The sequence below is a fragment of the Clostridium sp. M62/1 genome (genome assembly GCF_020736365.1).
GTDB lineage: Bacteria > Bacillota > Clostridia > Lachnospirales > Lachnospiraceae > Otoolea > Otoolea saccharolyticum_A.
Map to the genome: position 1 here is coordinate 2614658 of NZ_CP085988.1, position 21968 is coordinate 2636625.

At 50.4% G+C, this 21968-nt stretch carries 21 protein-coding genes and 1 tRNA gene; 9 read left to right on the forward strand and 13 right to left on the reverse strand.

Going from position 1 to position 21968, the window contains the following annotated elements:
- Positions 1 to 48: 48 nt before the first annotated feature.
- A complete protein-coding gene (locus LK436_RS12290; RefSeq protein ID WP_008396054.1) occupies positions 49 to 276 on the reverse strand; it encodes a hypothetical protein in 228 nt (75 codons plus the stop codon).
- 202 nt (positions 277 to 478) lie between these two features.
- Positions 479 to 1456 (reverse strand): LysR family transcriptional regulator, encoded by a 978-nt coding sequence (locus tag LK436_RS12295; RefSeq protein WP_015545178.1) that lies wholly within the window; start codon positions 1454 to 1456, stop codon positions 479 to 481.
- 202 nt (positions 1457 to 1658) lie between these two features.
- Here LK436_RS12295 and LK436_RS12300 point away from each other — a divergent pair, with 202 nt between their 5' ends.
- Positions 1659 to 2249: a chromate transporter gene (locus LK436_RS12300; protein WP_008396058.1), complete on the forward strand. Its 591-nt coding sequence runs from the start codon at positions 1659 to 1661 to the stop codon at positions 2247 to 2249.
- 14 nt (positions 2250 to 2263) lie between these two features.
- Positions 2264 to 2857, forward strand: a complete 594-nt coding sequence (locus tag LK436_RS12305; RefSeq protein ID WP_008396059.1) for a chromate transporter — start codon at positions 2264 to 2266, stop codon at positions 2855 to 2857.
- Positions 2858 to 2929: 72 nt separating this feature from the next.
- Here the strand turns inward: LK436_RS12305 and LK436_RS12310 are convergent, their stop codons facing one another.
- Both LK436_RS12310 and LK436_RS12315 read right to left on the reverse strand, forming a co-directional pair.
- On the reverse strand, positions 2930 to 4462 hold the full coding sequence (locus LK436_RS12310) for a D-serine ammonia-lyase (protein ID WP_008396060.1): 1533 nt from the start codon (positions 4460 to 4462) through the stop codon (positions 2930 to 2932).
- A gap of 674 nt (positions 4463 to 5136) precedes the next feature.
- Positions 5137 to 5505 (reverse strand): hypothetical protein, encoded by a 369-nt coding sequence (locus LK436_RS12315; protein ID WP_008396063.1) that lies wholly within the window; start codon positions 5503 to 5505, stop codon positions 5137 to 5139.
- A 99-nt stretch (positions 5506 to 5604) separates the two neighbouring features.
- On the opposite strand from LK436_RS12315, the gene LK436_RS12320 reads away from it, so the two are divergent.
- From LK436_RS12320 to LK436_RS12335, 4 genes are all read left to right on the forward strand, one after another.
- Positions 5605 to 6117, forward strand: coding sequence for an O-acetyl-ADP-ribose deacetylase (locus tag LK436_RS12320; protein WP_008396064.1), 513 nt, complete (start codon positions 5605 to 5607; stop codon positions 6115 to 6117).
- A 21-nt stretch (positions 6118 to 6138) separates the two neighbouring features.
- The gene (locus LK436_RS12325) at positions 6139 to 6381 is read left to right on the forward strand and encodes a hypothetical protein (RefSeq protein ID WP_008396065.1); all 243 of its coding nucleotides are present in this window, start codon (positions 6139 to 6141) and stop codon (positions 6379 to 6381) included.
- Between the two features lie 246 nt (positions 6382 to 6627).
- A tRNA-Val gene (locus tag LK436_RS12330) sits at positions 6628 to 6701 on the forward strand.
- A gap of 298 nt (positions 6702 to 6999) precedes the next feature.
- Positions 7000 to 7242 (forward strand): hypothetical protein, encoded by a 243-nt coding sequence (locus LK436_RS12335; RefSeq protein ID WP_008396067.1) that lies wholly within the window; start codon positions 7000 to 7002, stop codon positions 7240 to 7242.
- A gap of 190 nt (positions 7243 to 7432) precedes the next feature.
- Here LK436_RS12335 and LK436_RS12340 read toward each other — a convergent pair whose 3' ends face one another.
- From LK436_RS12340 to LK436_RS12350, 3 genes are read right to left on the reverse strand one after another with little or no spacing between them, the layout of a single operon-like run.
- Positions 7433 to 8032 (reverse strand): manganese catalase family protein, encoded by a 600-nt coding sequence (locus tag LK436_RS12340; RefSeq protein ID WP_008396069.1) that lies wholly within the window; start codon positions 8030 to 8032, stop codon positions 7433 to 7435.
- Positions 8033 to 8035: 3 nt separating this feature from the next.
- On the reverse strand, positions 8036 to 8326 hold the full coding sequence (locus LK436_RS12345; protein WP_008396070.1) for a spore coat protein CotJB: 291 nt from the start codon (positions 8324 to 8326) through the stop codon (positions 8036 to 8038).
- Positions 8326 to 8841: a spore coat associated protein CotJA gene (locus LK436_RS12350; RefSeq protein ID WP_008396071.1), complete on the reverse strand. Its 516-nt coding sequence runs from the start codon at positions 8839 to 8841 to the stop codon at positions 8326 to 8328. The genes LK436_RS12345 and LK436_RS12350 overlap by 1 nt, the downstream gene beginning before the upstream one ends.
- 329 nt (positions 8842 to 9170) lie before the next feature.
- Here LK436_RS12350 and trkA point away from each other — a divergent pair, with 329 nt between their 5' ends.
- The gene (gene trkA, locus LK436_RS12355) at positions 9171 to 10538 is read left to right on the forward strand and encodes a Trk system potassium transporter TrkA (protein ID WP_008396073.1); all 1368 of its coding nucleotides are present in this window, start codon (positions 9171 to 9173) and stop codon (positions 10536 to 10538) included.
- Between the two features lie 4 nt (positions 10539 to 10542).
- The gene (locus LK436_RS12360) at positions 10543 to 11982 is read left to right on the forward strand and encodes a TrkH family potassium uptake protein (RefSeq protein ID WP_008396074.1); all 1440 of its coding nucleotides are present in this window, start codon (positions 10543 to 10545) and stop codon (positions 11980 to 11982) included.
- 159 nt (positions 11983 to 12141) lie between these two features.
- Here the strand turns inward: LK436_RS12360 and LK436_RS12365 are convergent, their stop codons facing one another.
- The 4 genes from LK436_RS12365 to LK436_RS12380 all read right to left on the reverse strand — a co-directional run bounded on the left by LK436_RS12365 (position 12142) and on the right by LK436_RS12380 (position 15385).
- Positions 12142 to 12555: a CBS domain-containing protein gene (locus LK436_RS12365; protein WP_008396075.1), complete on the reverse strand. Its 414-nt coding sequence runs from the start codon at positions 12553 to 12555 to the stop codon at positions 12142 to 12144.
- 83 nt (positions 12556 to 12638) lie between these two features.
- Positions 12639 to 13229 carry a lactate utilization protein gene (locus LK436_RS12370; RefSeq protein WP_227910060.1) on the reverse strand — a complete coding sequence of 197 codons (591 nt, stop codon included), beginning with the start codon at positions 13227 to 13229 and terminating at the stop codon, positions 12639 to 12641.
- Between the two features lie 391 nt (positions 13230 to 13620).
- Positions 13621 to 14409 carry a M23 family metallopeptidase gene (locus tag LK436_RS12375; protein ID WP_021966069.1) on the reverse strand — a complete coding sequence of 263 codons (789 nt, stop codon included), beginning with the start codon at positions 14407 to 14409 and terminating at the stop codon, positions 13621 to 13623.
- Between the two features lie 40 nt (positions 14410 to 14449).
- Positions 14450 to 15385, reverse strand: coding sequence for a SpoIID/LytB domain-containing protein (locus LK436_RS12380; RefSeq protein WP_008396084.1), 936 nt, complete (start codon positions 15383 to 15385; stop codon positions 14450 to 14452).
- Between the two features lie 344 nt (positions 15386 to 15729).
- On the opposite strand from LK436_RS12380, the gene LK436_RS12385 reads away from it, so the two are divergent.
- Positions 15730 to 16086 (forward strand): hypothetical protein, encoded by a 357-nt coding sequence (locus LK436_RS12385; protein WP_015545169.1) that lies wholly within the window; start codon positions 15730 to 15732, stop codon positions 16084 to 16086.
- Positions 16087 to 16134: 48 nt separating this feature from the next.
- Here LK436_RS12385 and LK436_RS12390 read toward each other — a convergent pair whose 3' ends face one another.
- Together LK436_RS12390 and ileS are read right to left on the reverse strand one after the other, a co-directional pair.
- Positions 16135 to 18585, reverse strand: coding sequence for a glycogen/starch/alpha-glucan phosphorylase (locus LK436_RS12390; RefSeq protein ID WP_008396086.1), 2451 nt, complete (start codon positions 18583 to 18585; stop codon positions 16135 to 16137).
- 161 nt (positions 18586 to 18746) lie between these two features.
- A complete protein-coding gene (gene ileS / locus LK436_RS12395) occupies positions 18747 to 21884 on the reverse strand; it encodes an isoleucine--tRNA ligase (protein ID WP_008396087.1) in 3138 nt (1045 codons plus the stop codon).
- Positions 21885 to 21968: the final 84 nt, after the last annotated feature.

Below are 21968 nucleotides of genomic sequence, written 5' to 3' on the forward strand. Positions count from 1 at the left end.
ATTGTGAAAAATCAGAGTCCTTTCCCTTATTTTTTCCTTACAGCTCACCTACCGCTCATCCTGCAGCGGACTGTTCAGAATCTCCACCAGCTCTCCCGGCGTCATGTTTCTCTCCTCCATAATTTCCACAATCTGGCGAAGCTCCTCCTCTTTCTTCTGCCTCAAAAGCTCCTTTTCCTGCTGCCTCAGCTCCCTGAGCTGCGCCTCCTGAGAAGAGATGGCCGTCCTGAGCTCTTCCAGCTTTTCTGTACATGTTTTTTTTCTTCCTCTGGGCATGTTTCTTTCTCCTTTTCCATTACAATCTATTGACGGCAATATGCCTGTCGCCTGTCAGTCTTATGCTTTTCTTTTCAGCAGTCATTTTGAACAGTGAAATGGCGGATCATGATTATGAATATAATTAATTTATATGTACAAGGAGGCTGGAATAGAACAAAGGACGGCTCTGAATACTCCCTGAAGCCTTTTCCAGGCTCTCTCAGCGCAGCACCGGTGCAGCATTGTAAAAAGCCTGGTTTTTCTCTCCGCCTGTGACCAGCTCCACGAAGCCCTTCATGGGGGCAGAAAGGTATCTTCCCCTGGGAATCGCCAGATGGTTTTCATTTCGCAGTTCAACTCCCTCTATTTCAAAGGTGACCAGGCTGCCGTTTTTCAAAAACTCCTCCGCCATTATATCCGGAAGGAAGGTGATCCCAAGACCCGATACAGCAGCACTGATAAGCGACTGGGAATTGACGCTGACCCAGGATGCCGGAAGCTCCAAATCCTGCTGGAGCATTGCGCCGTCCAATACATCACGTATCGCGCTCCCCTTTTCCCGAAGAAGCAGACTTTCCCCTGACAAGGCTTTCGCAGGCAGCACCAGCTTTCCCGCCATTTTCCCCGTCTTCTCCCTGTCTCCTCCTGCCCTTTCGGCTGCAGCCGGCCTTAGCCGTTCCTCCATATATTTTCTGGAACAGAGAGGAATCACCCGGTAGGAAGAAAAGGGGATGCTTTCAAACTTCTCCTGATAGGAAGCCCCCTCAATCAGAGCCAGATCGATTTCACTGTCCTCCAGACACCTGGCAATAGAACGGGCGCTGTCTACCGTCACCCTGACCTGAATACTCCCAAAAGCATCCGTAAACTTCCGGATCAGCCCGGGCAGCCAGAAATTGGCGATGGTTATACTGGAACCAATCCGAAGAGCCAGGCGGTGTTCCAGATCCTTCATGCTCTTTTGCAGGTCCCCATACACCTCCAGCACAGTGCAGGCCTTTTCGTAGATCAGCTCTCCTCTCCTGTTCAGTCTGATTTTTCTGCCGACACGGTCAAAAAGCGGCGTGCCGGCCTCCCCTTCCAGCTCGGCAACCGCGTGAGATACAGCCGGCTGTGTCATAAACAGCTTTCCCGCTGCCCCTGTGATGCTTTCTTCCTCACAGACGGTCTTGAATATAAAAAGATGACGGATCGTCATGGAAATATCCTCCTTTTGCATTCCGGTCATATATTACTATTTAGTTATTAATATGATAAAATTATATAATTTTACTTATATATTTTCAAGCATTATAATAGGCAGGTCTGACAATGAGTCCCGAAACCGGACAAAAAACGGCTCCGGCAGACGGGATTTTCAATTTCTCTGAGACAGCACATGAGATATAGGAGGTGCTTTTGTGGCTGACGGAAAGCTGAAGCGGCTTGCATGGCTGTTTTTCATAAACCTGTTCATCAGTTCATTTACCTTTGGCGGCGGATATGTGGTGATTCCCATGATCCGCAAATATTTTGTCCAGAAAAAGAAATATCTCTCCGAGGAGGAGGTGATGGAGCTGGCCGCCATCTCTCAGTCCTCCCCCGGCGCGATTGCCGTAAATCTCTCCACCCTGGCCGGGTACAAGACAGCCGGAATGGCGGGAGCCGCAGTGAGCTGTATCGCCTCTGTCATTCCGGCCCTGCTCATCCTGTCTGTGATCTCCGCCTGGTATGCGGCATTTTCCCAGAATCAGCTGGTGGGGGCAGTGTTAAAGGGAATGGAAGCCGGGGTGGCCGCTCTGATTGTAGATTTGATTATCGACATGGTGCGGATGGTTATGCAGGAAAAGTCACTGCTTCTCACTGCCATGATTCCAGCTGCCTTCATCAGCAGCTTTTTTCTGAACATCAATGTGGCCGTTATTCTGATTTTCTGCTGTGTCATCTGCATCGGAACTGTATGGCTCAAAAACCACAGAAGCAGCAGACAGGAAAGCGGCACAGGGGCTTAATTTGGGAGGATGAAATGAATACTATTTTAGAACTTCTCACAGATTTTCTTCAGATAGGACTGTTCAGCATCGGCGGAGGATACGCAGTTATCCCTCTTATCCAGGAACATGTCGTCGATCTGAGAGGGTGGCTTTCCATTCAGGAATTCACAGACATTATCACGATTTCACAGATGACGCCCGGCCCTCTGGCTGTCAATACCTCCACCTTCGTGGGACTGCAGATAGGCGGCATCCCCGGAGCCGTCGCGGCGACTCTGGGATGCGTGTTTTCCGGCTTCGTGATATCTCTTATACTCTGCCGCGTCTTTGACCGCTATAAAAAATCAGAGTATGGGCTGAAACTGTTAAAGGGGCTGAAGGCGGCATCTGCGGGACTTATCGTCTCAGCCGCCATGACGATTATCGTTATGGCCTTTTCCTGGAGCGGTGAAAACATGGCGGGAAGCACAGACCCACTTGCTAAAATTTCAAATATGATGCAAAATCTGAACTGGATTGCAGCCGCCATTTTTTTATCTGCTCTGATTCTTGTCAGAAAAGTGCATCTGAATCCCATACTCGTTATGGGAATCTGCGGCCTTGTGGGCGCAGCGGTTTACCGGTAGGGTACTCCCCGGCACAGGCAGGATGCCGGCAGAAGCCAGGCGGCCGGTGCATTTACAGATACAGCCCGCCATCTAGTCTAAAAAGGTTCCGAGAAACTCTTCCCTGACGTTTGCCGGCACCAGACTTCCACCTGTCGCCCACACGATATGAACCGCGCTCTCTCTGTTTTTTCTGTACGCCCGAAGAAAGGCCGGAAGCTCCTTCTCCTGTTTTTCTCTGCAGGCCTCCAGCATGGCATCTAAAAGCTGAGGCCCCAGAAATCCTGCACAGGCGCTGGGTTCTGCAAAAATGCCCTCCGTCCTCATAAGTGCCCTCATGTAGTGATACAGTCTAAAATCTTTGACTGTAAAAATCCCATCCAGCATTGGCTCCATCACAGTTCCCACAAAGCCGGACGGGCGTCCCACAGCCAGCCCATCGGCGTGGGTTTTCCCCGTAAGTCCGATGTCCTGCACGCTTATTCTGCTGTGAAGTCCTGTGGCCATGCCTGCCAGCATACAGGGTGACTGCACTGGTTCTGCAAAAAAACAGTGCACAGAATCGCCGAAAATCATTTTCAGTCCAAAGGCAATTCCCCCCGGCGCGCCGCCTACTCCGCACGGAAGATAGACAAAAAGCGGTCTCTCCCTGTCCGGCTCCACTCCCTCGTCTAAGAGCTGGCGCTTCAGCCGGACAGCCGCGGCTGCGTACCCCAGGAACAGATTTCTGGAGTTTTCATCATCTACAAAGTAGCTGGACGGATCGAGAGCGGAAAGCCTCCTGCCCTCCCTGACAGCCCCGCTGTAGTCTGAACTGTATTCTCTTACTGTTACTCCATGTTTTCTCAAAAGCTCTTTTTTCCATTTCCTGGCATCGGATGACATATGAATTACTGTTTTATATCCCAGGGCAGCGCTCATAATCCCGATACTCAGCCCCAGATTTCCCGTTGAACCGGCCTGAACTGTGTGGCTGCCGAGAAACTCCCGGCACCTTTCTGACAGAAGTATCTCGCTGGAGTCCCCTTTTCTGAGAAGTCCTGCCTTCCCGGCAATTTCCTCCGTATGTTTCAGAATTTCATAGATGCCTCCCCGCGCTTTTACAGAACCTGCGATGGGAAGATGGCTGTCCTCCTTCAAAAAGAGCCTGCCTCCAAAGCCTCTAAAAGGCAGAGCCATCTCCTCTTTTGGCAGAAAGCAGGAAAATCCCTCTCCATCTTTCCTGTTATCCGACTTCAGGAACTGCTCCATCCACCGAATGGGAACAAGTGGGGACTCAATGATCCCTCCCTCCTTGGCCGTCTCCGGAAAACAGCGGGCAATCAGCGGCCCAAAATAAGACAGCCTTCTCTCTGCATCCTCTATATCTTCATATCCCAGTATCCTTCCCTGTCCATCCTTAAATTCCCGGCACATCTCCTCTGCCGGCTTCTTTTTGGGATTTGCCCAGAAAAGTTCCCCAGCCTGCGACGCCCTGCGGATCACCGGAATTCTGAATACGGTTGTCTCAAATGCTCTGTCCATATAGGTTCTCCTTTTTCCTTCTTTCCTGTGTATTGAATCCTTCGTTCCCTGCTGTTTCTGTCCGAAGCCTCCGCTTCTTCCTGCACTCCGCCATTTTATCATACAGCCTACAGGGGTTCAACAGGAAAGACCTCTGAATACACCGGGAGGATTGGCCTTGGAGCTTTCCAGATTGTAATTCCGGAATGGGCTCGCAGCTTCTCTAATCTATTTTATCTGAGGAAAAAGGGAAAAAGACTTGAAATCTCTGCCGGAAGCGTATAAAAAACACATGAAGATCTTAAAGCGTCAGTGACAGCGCCGGCGGTAAAATGCCCTGAAATGAGGAGGAGCCGGGCAGCTATGGCCGCCCGGCTTATTATGAAAAAAATATTACTCTCTTGTCGAGATGTATCTGTTCTTTACAGTTATAGTATAGGTATCATTTATGTACCTGATTTGTAGAAAATGTAAACAAAATTTGAACGAATGGTAAGGAATCTATGAATAACTGTGAACGCCGCCCCTTCACTTTTGTTTCACCATTTTTGCAAGGATTCTGTCATGCGGGAGAGAAAAAAATATTTTGCCCTCCCGCCAGAAAAAAATCAGCTGGAACTGTCCGCCCCCGGATTCAGGGGGCGGGGCCGTGAGCGATGGCAGCCTCGACAGTGCAATTTTTTTGTTTCTTTGATTTCAATTATTTCTGTATTTTTCCTCACATCTTTCTTCCGGCATTCTTTTCCTTCGTGGCTCACTCAGGATTTTCCTTCTGGAGCAGAGAAAAAACGGGTCGCCTAGTAAAAGCCGCCTGACGCGGAAGCGTCAAAAAAAGAGGAAGCGGTTGTGCCGGAGCTGCACCCGCAGCCGCTTGCAGAGGCGGAACCGCTAAGAGGCATCACGCAGTTGGCAATTCCTGCGTCAAAGCCGCTCTGGTAGCCTGCTGAAAAACCGTCATTGAAGCCATTTCTGTAATCAGAATTTCCGCAGCGGCAGGAGTTAGAGTTTCCGCAGCAGGTATTGGAATTTCCACAGCAGGAATTAGAGTTTCCGCAGCAGGTATTGGAGTTTCCGCCGTCATCGCAGCATACTGTACAGCAGCGGCAGCACCTTCTTCTGCATCCGGAATTGCATCCACAGTTATTACATCTTCTAAAACAACACATATTTAATATCTCCTTGATTAATTTCCATTTATAATATATGGTATGTACAGAGGGACAATAGGTTCCTTGATTTTTGGAAATGCTTTAAGGAGGCTGTCCATGGGATTTAAAATAATTTCAGGTGATATTACAAAGTGCTGCACAGATGCCATTGTCAATGCGGCCAACACCTCTCTGCTCGGCGGCGGCGGGGTAGATGGAGCCATTCACCGGGCGGCAGGGCCTGAACTCCTCGCCGAGTGCCGGACGCTTCACGGCTGCCGGACGGGTATGGCCAAAATTACAAAGGGCTACCGGCTTCCTGCCAGGTATGTCATTCACACTCCGGGCCCCGTCTGGAACGGGGGCTCCCACGGAGAGGAAGAGCTTCTGGCTTCCTGCTACAGAAGCAGTCTTGAACTGGCTGTATCCTACGGCCTTTCTTCCATAGCTTTTCCTTCCATCAGCACCGGGATCTACCGTTTTCCCGTCGACCGGGCCGCGCGGATTGCCGTCTCCGTCATTCTGGGCTTTCTCGGGGAAAACCCATCTCTCAGAGAGGTCTTTATGGTCTGCTTTGATGCGCATACCCGCCAGGCATATGAACAGGCCCTGTGTGAACTGGAAAATTAAAATATCTAAGGAGAAAAATCTATGTTTAATACGGAAGCTATCATATGCTCTGAAAACGGCGTCTGGACTGCCCGCGCCTGCTGTCCGACCGTTCAGAAAGCTGAATCTGTCCGTGCAGGCTTTATAGATCCTGTGCGCCAGATCAATATGTTCGCCGATCTCTATCGGGAGGGAAAAGATCTCGTGATAGAAGGGCCTGACAGAGAAACAGTAGAAAAAATAGCAGATATCTTAAATCATGCTGCCTGGGATCAGAAAGATTAACAGACGAGATTTAAAAAGGGGCTGGAAGATTTCTTCCGCCCCTTTCCGGGAATTCTCCAGAAGTTTTGCGACAGCGGACTTGAGATGCGCACTTCCGGCCGTCCGGTTGTCTTCGGGTTTTCTTCCAATGGATAAACGGTATACAAATCTCAAAAAGAACATAGAAAAAAGAAAAATTGATTTAATTTGGAAAAGTTTTTATAAATTTCTTGCTTTTTTTGATATTAATGCTATAATAATAGACATGGAAGCATAGCTCAGCCGGGATGAGCGTTCGCCTCACACGCGAGAGGTCATGGGTTCGAGCCCCATTGCTTCCATTTTTTTGCGCCCTTTTATTGGCAGGTAAAATGGGAGTTTTGCTTGTAAATACAAGGGGATTGCTCATTTCTGGTGATTAATTCATATTATACTATGATGCTAAAATATCACACAAAACTTTCCGAAGATGATACAGTCCGGGCGGCTAACGATCCTCTTTTCAATTACATCACAGTTCCCAGCAGCCTCTTCCCTTGTTTTAATGATTTTCTTATATTCTGTCCATACTATTCCTGAATATGCAGCAGCATAGGGTTTCACAGACACAGAAAAACACACAGAAAAAGGAGAATATTTATGAGACAGGCTAGAAGTACAAAGGCTGTGAGGACCATTCCCAAAGGAGCCTATGAATGCGGAACCACCTCTGATGAGCTTATGAACGGAGATTACAGGGACAGACTGCATCCGGGATTGGATTTGCAGGGCAACGGCTATTACAGCGGCAGTGAATCAGCAAGGACTGACTCTGCTGCCTTAAAAAATTCTGATTTTCCCGGCTGCGTGAAAGGAAAGCCTCAGGCTGGAGGCCCTGTTTAGGAACCGGCTCCCCGACTCAATCTGGCTGCCGCCCGCTTTTTAACCAGATGCTCTGCACTGACACGGAGAGCTGCATGGCCGGCGGCAGCCTTTTTGAATCCTTCCTGTTCCTTCTGGCCTCCTTTGCCTGATTCTTCTCTGTCACCGGCTTCCTGCCGTTTTCCTGTTTCTGCCCTGCTCTGTTGTATTACTAATTTTTGTCAAATTCAGGATTAAATGCGTAGAAGTTCTTGCTGTCCAGATGATCCTGCAGAATTCTCAGAGCTTCGCCGAAGCGCTGGAAGTGAACGATTTCCCTCTCTCTCAGGTAGCGGATGGGATCACATACCTCCGGGTCTCTTACCACCCGCAGGATATTGTCATAGGTGGTGCGGGCTTTCTGCTCTGCTGCCATATTCTCATGCAAATCTGTAATGGCGTCCCCTTTGCTCTGGAACTCACAGGCGTTAAACGGAATGCCTCCCGCAGCCTGAGGCCAGATTCCGGTTGTGTGATCGATGTAATACGGGCCAAAGCCGGACTCCTCAATCTGCTCTGGTGTCAGGTTCTTTGTGAGCTGATGGATAATCGCCGCCACAATTTCCATATGGGCCAGCTCCTCCGTACCGATATCCGTAAGAAGGCCCTTTGCCTCTGCATAGGGCATGGTGTAGCGCTGGGAGAGATAACGCATGGACGCGCCGATCTCGCCGTCCGGCCCGCCATACTGGCTCATAATAAACTGCGCCATCTTAGGATTCGTCTGAGTAATTTTTACAGGATACTGAAGTCTTTTCTCATATCTCCACATACTCTACACCTCCCCTTCCCACGGCCATTTTTCTGTTATCCACGTCCAGCGGTCTGTACTCTGTACGGCATCTACCATCAGCGGTCCGTACTGACGCTGCCAGGCATCCATAGCCTCATCCCGGAGTCCGACTACATAATGGTAATAGCTGAGAGCCTCCTGATCCTCCGGGTGAGTGTCCAGGTATAAGAGCACGTCATCCATGGCAAAGCTGGCCTGGCAAAGCCTCTGTCTCAGGGCCTCTTTCGTCCACTCTCCCATATTTCTTTCCATTCCACTGTTTCCCACAGCCATTACCTGCACCTCCCCTTTAAAAATGGCAGATCGAGTTCAGGGAAAATCGTTCCTCTTGCAAATCCTGTCTCCATCTCATATGGTCTGCTCCATTTCTGCATTGGAACATAGGACATTCCCACTGGAAAATCAGCTGGGTTGAACGGAAGGCTGCATTCAGAGCGGTCTCTCATTCTTCCTGCCTCCTCCTTGCTTCCCGGCATGAATACCCGGACAGAAGCGGATGACCCGTCTCTTCCGTCTGACCTCATACTGCCGCCGCAGGGTGCCGCGTAAGAGGAGGACTGAAAGCTCTGAAACCCCCAGTTCATATCGTCATAGCCTCCCATGCCGCACAGCTCCTGATGCTGCATTTCCTGCTGCCCGGCAGCTCCGTTTATGGAAGCATCCGAGTCAAATACCACGCTCCCTGCCTGACGCCAGTCCGCCTGAACGCTGTCTTCAAGCTGACGGCGCACGGATCTTGGGCTTTCTTCCCGAAATCCGTCAGAATACTGCTGCTCATAGCAATTCATACTTTATATGCCCTTTCCTGATTCGCTTACAATTTTATGATATGCCAGACTGCCTGTTTGCTGTTCCCTGCAGGCCGGCTGAGATTTTTAGAGTCTCCATCCCGCCGTCCCCTTATCATTCTTTACCCTGCCCTTCTGATTTTCCCTATATTCCTTCTTTCTTAACTTCCTTTTCCTCTCCTACTTTGCTATAATAGCTTACGTGCAGCAGGCTTTTCTTAACTTGTTTTATCGCAGTAACTGTTTTCCTGGCTGCCCTGACAAAAGGGCCGGAGGCAGAGCCGCTGTATCTTCATTACTGCAGATAAATCTGACAGACGAGGTGTATTATGAAAATTATCATTATCGGCTGCGGCAAGGTCGGGCGAACTCTGACGGAGCAGCTTGCCACTGAGGCGCATAACATCACAGTTATTGACACAAATCCCAAAAAAATTCAGGAAGTGACGGAGGATCTGGACGTTCTCGGCATCACGGGCAACGGTGCCAGCATCAGCACACTTCAGGAAGCAGGCGTAGAGCAGGCGGACATTCTGATCTCTGTCACCGGTTCTGATGAGCTGAACCTGCTCTGCTGCCTGATCGCCAAAAAGGCCAGCCGGTGCCAGACAGTGGCCAGAGTGAGAAACCCCATGTACAGCCAGGAGATCGATTTTATCAAAGCGCAGATGGGCGTTTCCATGATCATCAATCCCGAGCTTGCGACTGCCCTTGAAATTTCAAGGCTTCTGCGTTTCCCGGCCGCTATCAAGGTAGATAACTTTTCAGGCGGCAGAATCCAGCTCGTCAAGCTGAAGCTGGACAGACGCATTCCTGTAGGTGGGATGAAGGTAATGGATCTTCCAAAGCGCTCAGGAAGTGATATTCTGGTCTGTGCAGTGGAACGCGATGATACAGTCTATATTCCAGACGGCAGCTTCGTCCTCCGTGAAAACGACACCATCTCCTTTGTTGCGGCAGGGGACAATGTCGTTCGTTTTCTCAAGGCCTTCTCCCTTCCGGCAGCTCCTGTGAAAAGCGTTATCATTGTCGGCGGAGGCACCATCGGCTATTATCTGGCCAAACAGCTCTCCAAAACCGGCATGAGAATCCGCATCGTGGAAAACAATCTGGAGAGATGTGAATTTCTGAGCGAAATGCTTCCAGAGGATGTGACCGTTATCCACGGAGACGGAACCGATCGGCACCTTCTGATGGAGGAAGGCCTCGGCCAGGCGGAGGCTTTTGTGACGCTGACTAATCTGGACGAGGAGAATATCCTTTTAGCCCTGTTCGCAAAAAAAAAATCCGGCGCAAAGCTGATTTCCAAGGTGAACCGCCTGGCCTTTGATGATATTATTGAGGAGCTGGACATCGGAAGCGTGATCTATCCCAAGTATCTGACCGCCGACTATATTATCCAGCATATACGCACCATGCGCCATTCTGCAGCCAATACGATTGAAACCCTTTACCGGCTTCTGGACAACCGGGTGGAGGCCCTTGAATTTTCCATTCTGGAGTCCTGTCCCGTGACAAATATTCCGCTGTCTGAACTCAGACTGAAGCCGGGATACCTGATCTGCTGTATCCGCCGCGGGGAACAGGCCTTTATTCCTGGAGGCAGCGACTCCATCCAGGTAGGGGATTCCGTTATTGTGGTTACTCTCGAGAGAGGCCGCCACGATATTCTGGACATTCTGGAAGGCAGGAGGTGATGGTATGAATTATTCCATGATTTCCTATATTGTGGGATGGATTCTGAACTTCGAAGGGCTTTTTATGCTTCTGCCCTGCCTGACAGCTGTGATCTACGGGGAGAAAGCCGGTTTTGCTTTTGTTGTCACAATGGCTCTCTGCTTTGTGATTGGAGTTCCTCTCACCATCCGAAAGCCTAAAAACATGGTTTTCTACACAAAAGAGGGATTTATCTCTGTTTCTCTGAGCTGGATTGTGATGAGCGTGATGGGTTCTCTGCCTTTCCTGTTCAGCGGCGCAACATCCAATCCCGTTGATGCTCTGTTTGAAACAGTCTCCGGCTTTACCACCACGGGAGCCAGCATATTCAGCGATGTGGAGAGCCTGCCCTACTGCATTCTGTTCTGGCGAAGCTTTACTCACTGGATCGGCGGAATGGGCGTTCTCGTCTTTATCCTGAGCCTGCTTCCTCTTACAGGAGGCTATCACATGAATCTGATGAAGGCAGAAAGCCCGGGTCCCTCTGTGGAAAAGCTGGTTCCTAAGCTGCAGTCCACTGCCAAAATCCTGTATTCTATCTATATCGCGCTGACGCTGCTTGAGATCCTGCTTCTTCTGGCAGGAGGGATGCCTCTGTTTGACACTCTGACCCTCTCCTTCGGAACAGCAGGAACAGGAGGCTTCGGAATCAAAAACGACAGTATGGCAGGGTATTCGCCCTATCTTCAGAATGTCGTAACCGTGTTTATGATCCTGTTTGGCGTAAACTTCAGCTTTTATTTCCTTCTTCTGCTGCGAAAGCCCAAAAAAGCCTTCCGCATGGAAGAGGTTCGCTGCTACCTGGGAATTATCGCCGCCGCGATTGTTATTATCACCATTAATATTAAAGACTTTTATCCTTCCGTCGCACAGGCCTTCCAGCAGGCAGCCTTCCAGGTCGGTTCCATCATCACCACAACCGGCTACGCCACTACCGATTTCAACACATGGCCTCAGGTGTCCAAGACCATCCTGGTGATGCTGATGTTTGTCGGTGCCTGCGCCGGAAGTACCGGCGGCGGAATCAAGGTTTCCCGCTTTGTTATCCTTCTTAAGACAATTAACAAGGAGCTTCACCATTTCCTCCATCCAAAGGCAGTGCGCAAAATTTCCATGGACGGGAAGGTTGTGGAGCACGAGGTGGTCCGCTCCATCAATGTTTTTATGATTGCCTATGTCCTCATATTTTCTTTTTCTGTCCTTCTTGTGGGCTTTGACAATCAGGATCTTGTGACAAATTTTACAGCTGTAGCGGCCACCCTGAACAATATCGGACCCGGCCTTGAGATGGTAGGCCCCGCCCAGAATTTCGGCCTGTTTTCTAACGGCGCAAAATGTGTACTGATATTTGATATGCTGGCCGGAAGGCTTGAAATTTTTCCTCTTCTGATTCTGTTTGTGAGGGATACCTGGAAAAAATTTTAACGTCAGAAATTTTCTGCTTTCTGACAGAGAGGGGCAGTCAGCTTTTATGCTGACTGCCCCTCTCTGTTTATTATGCCGTCTCCTCCGAATACGTATCTCTCCGGGGGATGCACACTCGCCGCAGGAGTGTCTTGGCTCCCTTCGGCCCCCGTCAGGCTTTCAGGCCTCGGCTCTCTTTGACTGTCTGCTCAGATATTTGATAATCTCTTTTCTGGTGACAATGCCGATGAAATTTTTCTGATCGTCCAGTACAGGAACAAAGTTCTGATTCATTGCCTTGCCCAGCAAATCCTCCATGGCACATCCCGCCAGTACTGGCTGATTGTCCAGCCTTCTCGGTACCTCTGTCACCTGGACCCGATCCAGTCCCTTAAAAGTAAAGTCAAATTTATTTTTAATACCCCACAGCAGATCCCCCTCTGTGATCGTTCCCACATATCTGCCCTGACGGGTGATAATCGGCATGGCCGCATACTGGTAACGCTCCATTTTATCAAGGGCCTCCTTCAGAGTTTCATCCTCGTAAATAAAAGCTACATCGCTCTTGGGTGTTAAAAAAAATAAAATATTCATTGTCTTATTCTCTCCTTGTTGTCTAATACCATGCAGTGCTTCCGAATACTTTCGTTTCCGCCTGCTCTCAGCTGTCTGATCTTCTAATATCCCAGAGGCTCATTGACAAATACCACCTCTGCCTCCATCCCATTAACCGGGCGCTCCAGAATTACCGTGGCGCGGCAAAGTCTTGAGGGGCTCAAACATTCATAGCAGCAGTCTCCCGCCGCGCAGGGCGTATCTGCCTGAAGGCGCTTCGCATTCAGAGGAGCCGCCACATTCCTGGCCCTCTGCCATGCACTGTTCAGGTCGGGAGTGATCTTGTTTGAACCCACCACAAAAAACACTTTTTTAGGGCCGAACAGTGTTTCTGACACCCGGTTTCCATTTCCGTCAATATTTACAAGTTCCCCTGTCTCCGAAACTCCATTCGCACTGGTTATGTAAATATCGGCAGCTCTCGCCCGCAGGAGTGTATCCATCCCCGGTGTCAGCCAGTGCCAGATCACCTCATTTTCCTCAGCCAGCACACGGTCAAGCCCCATCTCCTTAAGCGTCATGGAACCTCCAAAGGCAACACGGCATCCGCGGATCTCCCTCTCCAGATAATTGGCTGCCTCCTCTTTTGTCTGGAAAAAAGAAGTCTGAAACTCGTGTCTTTCAAAATTTTTCCTGAGAACTTCTATATTCATGTCTGTCTCCCCATATACAGGCCGCGGCCTCTCTGCTTTCTCCTTCTGCCCTGCTTCTGCAGACGCCCCAGCCTTATCCTCTCCTGTCGATTTTCAGGGCAGAACCTTCTCCTTTTATGATCTTAACTTTTTCCTGAGAATATGTCAACCGGATTTGACACGGAACTTATTACCCGGAGCCCTCTCGTTCATTCCAGTATCTCTGGATTTATGACGCAGAGCTTTGCAGCCTTTTTTCCTTCTCCTTTCACAGACTGAACAAACCTCTGTTTTCCTCCTTGACGTTCTTTTGTCCCAGAAAAAAACGCTCCGAGCGGAATCTGCAATTACTTCCGTTCAGAGCGCATTTTTTCTTTCACTCTGGCTAAGCCAGCTCACAGCCTGCCGCTTCCTACTCCAGGTAATCCAGGGCATCAACAGGCTGTCCGCCCTGCCTGAGCTCGAAGAATACATTATTCCCCTCAATGGAATAATATTTTGTGGGTTCCGCCACATATCCGATGGTATCGCCCTTATAGAGGTATTCCCCCTCCACAGCCTTCACATCCTTAAGCTGGCCGCAGATCGCAGTGTACTCGTTGCCCAGATCCATGACGACATAGTTGCCGATCTCCTCATTAGAGCCGCATTCTGTAACCCGGGCATTGGCGGGCGCCAGGACAGGGCTGCTCACATCGCTCTGGATAATCAGAGCCGGATTGCATTTGTACTGATCCAGAGTCGGAAAATAGATTGTCGTATCCATGCTGTAATCGAGGATAATATTTCCCATTACAGGCCAGGCCAGCTTGTCAGTCTCCTTGAAATCAAGGGTCAGTGCTTTGGCGCTGGTGCCTGAGGCTTCTGCTCCTGCATCGGCCTCTCTGTCTGCAGCTTCTCCACCGGTATCCTTTTTGTCTTCCTTTGAATACTCTGCATTGGAGCTTCCTGCCACCTTTGTGTCCTCATCTGTAGCCTCGGCGGCATTTTCTGCTGATTTTTCCTCAGCCTGCGGCTGCGGGTTCTGCTCCACAATGTACCCGCCCGTTTCCGGGACCTCCAGATATGGATTTTCCTCCACTCTATCGCTTCCCTGTCTGAATTTCACTGTCCCTGCTGCGGCAACAATAGTCAGCAGGCCTAATACCATCATTCCCAGAAGAACTTTGTCCCTGAGCAGCTGGTTCATCTTTTTTTTCACGCTTATCACCTCGGTAATATTCTTACCAAACCGAGGCGACTTATTCAGAAATCAAAACAATATTTTTATAGTAAAATTTCAGCAGTTCCTCCGCTGTATATCCCTCCTTCGCCTTCTCATTTGCCCCCCACTGATCAAAGCCGTAGCCGTGTCCACTTCCCTCAGTGACGCAGCGGATTCCCGATTCCATCTTCTCAAAGGAGAAGGCGCAGGATTTGAGGCCCAGAGCGTACTGGATCTCCTCCCCTGTGTACAGCTTCTCTCCCGCCTTCACCTGGCTGACGTACCCGGCGCCGTCCTTTTCCACAATCTGTATACTTTCAAAAGCAGTGTCCGCAGACAGCTCAGGCGAATTTTCCATCCCGTTTAATCGTTTACAGAACTCCTCCGGCGTAAACGTCTCCACTGTCAGATACCCCGGCGAATTCACATCCTCCGGACAGTCGACAGAGACCAGGTATGGATGCAGCTCATCCCCCTCTCTTGTCTTTCCCGCGCTGATCCCGTGGAACAGCGGATCAATAGGGCTGCCGTCAAAGGTAAGGATCTGCCCCTCTGTTTCTTTCGCCGCATCTGCAAACTTGTTGTAATACCGGAGGAAATAATCCTTTCCCCAGAGCTCCTGCATGCCGCTCTCAGTCAGAATATCCAGATCCAGAGCCGATTCCGGTATTGAATGCTCCTCCCCCATAACCCCGTACAGGTACGTCCTGGCAATGATCATCTGGGCCTTGATTGTCTCCAGCTCATACTCTGCCGGAATCTGCTCAGCAACAATGCCGATCAGATACTCCTCAAGAAGAACTGGCTGCTCTGCCCCTTCCCGATCCAGGACAATCACCCGCTCTCCCTCTCCTATCTGCGAGGATGACACAACACCTGCCATTGCCGTTCCCCCCTGACGGCCTGTCCACGCCATCGTTAGGACATAGGGAAAGATCAGTGACGCCACACACACTGCTGCGATACGCTTCATAGGAAAACCACTCCATTTCTGAAAATTATTTTCTGTACGTTTCAAATGTGTTCTGGACATTCTGAGGTAAATAAAAGATCTGGCGTGCATATCAGCTGAAGAAAAGAGGACAGAAAAAGGTTCCAGCTGTTTTTACAGTTTATGTGTCTCTGTGCAGATTTATGACTGGCTGACTTTCCATCATATCATTCGGATATGCTATTCTCTCCGAGGGAGGTGCACTCGCCGCAGTTGTGTTTTGGCTCCCTTCGGGCGCCGGCGGCGAATGACGATCACAATTGAAATTTAGTAAAAATTATGGTAAAATCCAATTAAATTTCAGAACTGGAAAGGAGATTTTCATTATGGAAAAAGAATTGCTGAACTATGTAAGTGAAAAGTCCCACGAACTTATGAATTCTGCCAGCTGCTGCGCGGAGGCAAAGGCTGCGGCAAAGGCATGGCTGGAGGCAGCGGGAACTGACCGGGAGGCCGAGGCTACAAGACAGTACCTGAAAGAGCTGGAAGCCGATATTGTGACCGCCGAAGGGCTGGAAGCCTTTGCCGAGTCTGAGGCAGGAATCAAAGTGTTTGGCGACAAGGCTGGCCAGATAGCTGCCCACGCCAGAGAAATCAGGGCTGCCGGAGCGAAATACTGCGACTGCCCGGCCTGCACAGCCGTAGCGGCCATTCTCGAGAAAAAAGATGAGATGCTGAGATAAGGAAAAAGCTGGCAGAATCCCTGTCAGCTTTTTCCTTATCTGCTATGATTACAGCTCCACCTTCACCTTGTCAAGGTGCCAGATGTCCTTTACATACTCCTCAATGGTTCTGTCAGAGGAGAACTTGCCTGAGCAGGCAGTATTTAAGAGCGCCGCCTTTGCCCACCACTCCTGATTCTTGTAGGCCTCCTCCACGCGCTTCTGAGCCTCGGCGTAGGAGCGGAAGTCCTTGAGAATAAAGTAGGTGTCCGCCTTTGCGCTGTTCTTTGTATTTAACAGGGAGTTATAGATATCCCTGAACAGCTCCGGATCCTCCGGTGCATAGTAGCCGTTGATCAGCTGCATCAGCACCCGTCTGATCTCCTGGTCTGTGTTGAAGATTTCAACCGGATTGTAGCCGCCGTTGTTCTCGTAATTGATCACCTCGTCGGAGGAAAGTCCGAAGATGAATGCATTCTCCTTTCCAACCTCCTCCACAATCTCCACATTGGCTCCGTCCATGGTTCCAAGAGTCAGCGCTCCGTTCAGCATGAACTTCATATTTCCCGTGCCGGAAGCCTCCTTGCTGGCTGTGGAGATCTGCTCGCTCACATCGGCTGCCGCAAAGATGATCTCTGCGTTGGACACGCGGTAGTCTTCGATAAATACCACCTTGATCTTTCCGTTAATCGACTTATCGTGGTTGATCACATCTGCCACGGAATTGATGAGCTTGATGGTCTTTTTGGCAATCTGATAGCCTGCCGCTGCCTTTGCTCCGAAGATGAAGGTTCTCGGAACCATCTCCATATTCGGATTATCCTTCAGCTGATTGTACAGATACATTACATGGAGGATGTTTAACAGCTGCCTCTTGTACTCGTGAAGTCTCTTCACCTGCACGTCAAAAATCGATCTCGGATCTACATCAATGCCGTTGTGCTCCTTGATGTATTTTGCAAGGCGCAGCTTGTTGTGGTACTTGATATTCATAAATTCCTGCTGGCACTTCTTGTCGTCTGCATAGACCTTCAGCTTTGCAATCTGAGGCAGGTCTGTGATCCACTCGTCCCCGATCTTGTCTGTCACCCAGGCTGCCAGCTCCGGATTTCCGTGAAGCAGGAATCTTCTCTGGGTAATGCCGTTCGTCTTGTTGTTGAACTTCTCCGGCATCATCTCGTAGAAATCTTTTAATTCCTGATGCTTTAAGATCTCCGTGTGCAGCTTCGCAACGCCGTTTACAGAGAAGCCGGCTACAATGGCCAGATGCGCCATCTTCACCTGTCCGTCAAAGATAATGGCCATCTTTCTGACTTTCTCATAGTTGCCTGGATACTTCTTTTCCACCTCGATTAAGAAGCGGCGGTTAATCTCCTCCACGATCTGGTAAATACGCGGAAGCAGGCGGGAGAACAGCTCGATCGGCCATTTCTCGAGAGCCTCGGACATAATCGTGTGGTTTGTGTAGGCACAGCACTTGGTGGTGATGGCCCAGGCCTCATCCCACTCAAGTCCCTCCACATCCAGAAGGATTCTCATAAGCTCGGCGATAGCCACAGTCGGATGGGTATCATTTAACTGGAAAATCACCTTCTCTGGCAGCTTATGGATATCGCTGTGTGTTTCCTTGTACTTGGCAACGGCTCTCTGCACGCTGGCGGAGATGAAGAAGTACTGCTGCTTTAAGCGCAGCTCCTTGCCGGAATAGTGATTGTCGTTGGGATAGAGTACCTCTACCAGATTCTTGGCCAGATTTTCCTCTTCCACCGCCTTCTGGTAATCTCCCTTGTCGAAAGCCTGAAGGCTGAAGGAATTGAGAGGCTGTGCGTCCCAGATACGCAGAGTGTTTACCACGTTGTTGCCGTAGCCCACAATCGGCATGTCGTAGGGGATGGCCATAACGGAGCGGTATCCCTCCTGCACAAAATGGTTTCTGCCGTTTTCCCAGACCGTCTTTACATAGCCGCCGAATTTAACCTCTGTGGCGTACTCTGCCCGGCGAAGCTCAAAGGGATAGCCGTTCTTCAGCCACTCGTCCGGCACCTCCAGCTGGTAACCGTTTTCAATCTTCTGTTTGAACATGCCGTAGTGGTAGCGGATGCCGCAGCCGTAGGCCGGATAACCCAGAGTCGCCAGGGAATCCAAAAAGCAGGCGGCGAGCCTTCCGAGGCCCCCGTTTCCAAGCGCCGGATCCGGCTCCTGATCCTCAATGGCATTTAAATCAAAGCCCAGCTCCTCGAGAGCCTCCTTGATTTCCTTCTGTGCTCCGATGTTGATAATGTTGTTTCCCAGCGCACGTCCCATTAAAAACTCCATGGACAGATAGTATACGATCTTCGCATCATCGCGGTCGTAGGCCTTGTGCGTTGCAATCCATTCGTCTATAATCACATCCTTAACGGCATAAGCGACAGCCTGATAAACCTGCTGCGGGGTAGCCTCGTCAATGGTTTTCCTGTACTGGTTCTTTACATTGTCAATTATGCTCTTTTTAAATGTTTCCTTGTCAAATGTCTGCATCTTCTATCCTCCTGATAAGCGGTTTTCACTCTCCGGCGTCCGGAAAGCCGCTGGCGGTTCCATACCGCCGCGGCCCTGCCTTCCGCCTGCCCGGAAGCTGCCCTCACTGCCTAAAAGCTGCCCCCTGCCTGGTCTGCAACGCCGGATTTTGGCTGACGAAATCAGCCAATCTTTTCAACGCCGAGCATTACCTTTTCCCCGTTGATGTTCCACTCTTTTGCGTATCCGCCTGTCTGTCCCGGTAAAATCTCGTCTGCCAGCACTTCGCTTCTGATCTCTTCCCCGTGCCCTGCAAAGATCTCTGCAATCTTCTCATTGCCGTTTACAAAGACGCGGATGTGGTTCATCACCTCGAAGCCTGCTTCCTTCCTCATGGTCTGAATCTTGCTGATGATCTCTCTCACAAAGCCTTCCTCGAGAAGCTCCGGCGTCAGGTTGGTGTCAAGCACCACCATCACCGTATTGTCTCCCTCGGAGACATATCCCTCAACCTGGGCTGCGTCGATCAGCAGATCCTCCTTCGTGAGAACCACCTCTGCTCCGTCAAAGTCAAAGGTCAGTGCGCCCTTTTCATTCAGCGTATCCATGGCAGCATTGCCGTCGATCTCAGAGAGAGCCTTCCTGATATTGCCCAGCTGCTTTCCGTATTTCGGGCCTACTGTCTTAAGCTGCGGCTTGAAGCTGTAGGAGGTGAAGGCGCGCACATCGTCTGTAAACTCCACTGTCTTAACATTCAGCTCATCTTCAATGATCTCCTGATAGAACTCAGGAAGCGCTCTCTCTGCCTTCACAAACATCTTTCCAATCGGCTGACGGTTCTTGATATTTGCCGTATTTCTGGCAGCACGGCCAAAGACTACAATCTTTAAGACCTCATCCATGTAGGCCTCCAGCTCCTTGTCAATATGGCTTTCGTCGGCAGCCGGGAAGTCACACAGATGCACGCTCTCAGGAGCCGTCTTATCAATATTTCTGACCAGATTCTGGTAGATATCCTCGCACATAAACGGAATCATGGGAGCAGCCACCTTCGACACAGTCACGAGAGCTGTGTAAAGCGTCATGTAGGCATTGATTTTGTCCTGCTCCATTCCCTTGGCCCAGAAGCGCTCACGGCTTCTTCTCACGTACCAATTGCTCATATCATCCACAAAGTCTTGAAGGGCTCTCGCAGCCTCCGGGATCCTGTAATTTCCAAGATTGCTGTCCACTTCCTTGATCAGGGTGTTTAACTTGGACAGCAGCCACTTATCCATAACCGGCAGCTTATCGTACTCCAGTGTATATTTTGTGGCGTCAAAGTTATCTATATTCGCATAGAGCACGAAGAATGCATAGGTATTCCAGAGAGTGCCCATGAACTTTCTCTGTCCCTCCATCACGGCCTTTCCGTGGAAGCGGTTGGGCAGCCACGGCGCGCTGTTGATGTAGAAATACCAGCGGATGGCGTCTGCACCGTAGGTAGCCAGGGCGTCAAACGGATCCACCGCATTTCCCTTGGACTTGCTCATCTTCTGTCCGTTCTCATCCTGGACATGGCCGAGGACAATTACGTTTTTGTACGGAGCCTTGTTGAAGAGAAGCGTGGAGATGGCCAGCAGAGAATAGAACCAGCCTCTCGTCTGATCCACGGCCTCGGAGATAAAGTCGGCCGGGAACTGCTGCTCAAACAGCTCCTTGTTCTCAAAGGGATAATGGTGCTGAGCAAACGGCATGGAGCCAGAGTCAAACCAGCAGTCAATCACCTCCGGAACGCGGTGCATCTCCTTTCCGCACTTCGGGCAGCGGATGGTCACTGCGTCGATAAACGGACGGTGAAGCTCAATATCGTCCGGACAGTTGTCGGACATGCTCTTTAACTCCTCGATGCTTCCCACAGAGTGCTGGCATCCGCACTCACACTCCCAGATATTGAGAGGTGTTCCCCAGTAGCGGTTTCTGGATACGCCCCAGTCCTGTACGTTCTCCAGCCAGTCGCCGAAACGGCCCTTGCCGATGCTCTCAGGGATCCAGTTGATGGTATTGTTGTTGCGGATCAGATCGTCCTTCACCGCCGTCATCTTGATAAACCAGGACTCTCTCGCATAGTAGATGAGAGGAGTATCACAGCGCCAGCAGTGGGGATAGCTGTGCTCAAAGTTCGGCGCGGAGAATAAGAGCCCTCTCTCCTCCAGATCCTTCAACACCAGCGGATCTGCCTTTTTGCAGAAGGTTCCTGCCCAGGGAGTTTCCTTTGTCATCTCACCCTTGGCATCCACCAGCTGCACAAACGGAAGATCATAGTTTCTTCCCACCTTGCTGTCGTCCTCACCGAAGGCAGGGGCAATGTGAACCACTCCGGTACCGTCTGTCAGCGTTACATACGTATCGCAGGTTACAAAGTATGCCTTCTTGTGCTGTTTTTCACAGATGCTGGAAGCGCAGTCAAACAGCGGCTCATATTCCTTGTACTCCAGATCCTTTCCCACGTAGGTCTCCTTCACCTCGTAGCTTCCCTCTCCGAGAACGGTGTCGCAGAGTGCCTGAGCCAGGTAGTAGACGGTTCCGTCTTCCTTCATCTGGACCTTCACATAAGTTTCATCCGGGTTCACGCAGAGTGCCACGTTGGAGGGCAGTGTCCAGGGCGTTGTGGTCCAGGCCAGGATATAGGCATCCTCGCCCTTTACCTTAAATTTGGCGATAGCGGATTTCTCTTTTACATCCTTGTAGCCCTGAGCCACCTCATGGCTGGAAAGAGGTGTTCCGCAGCGCGGACAGTAAGGCACAATCTTGAATCCCTTATAGAGCAGCCCCTTCTCCCAGATCTGCTTTAAGGCCCACCACTCAGACTCGATGAAATCATTGTGATAAGTTACATAAGGGTGATCCATGTCAGCCCAGAAGCCGACGGTGGCGGAGAAATCCTCCCACATCCCCTTATACTTCCAGACGCTCTCCTTGCAGTGGCCGATGAATGGCTCCAGGCCGTACTGCTCGATCTGCTCCTTGCCGTCAAGGCCCAGCATCTTCTCCACTTCCAGCTCTACCGGAAGTCCATGGGTATCCCATCCTGCCTTCCTGGGAACCATGTAGCCCTTCATGGTGCGGTATCTGGGGATCATATCCTTGATAACACGTGTCAGAACGTGGCCGATATGAGGCTTTCCGTTTGCCGTAGGCGGACCGTCGTAAAAGGTGTAGGTCGGGCCCTCCTTGCGGCTCTCGATACTTTTCTCGAAAATCTTGTTGTCAGCCCAGAATTTCTCTGTCTTTTTTTCTCTCTCCACGAAATTCATGTCGGTAGAGACCTTGTCATACATGCTTTTTTCCTCCTGTCTGGTGAAATTTCGTGTATGCAGAAGCAGTAAATATTAAAATAGAATCCTGCCCCGCAGGATTCTCCG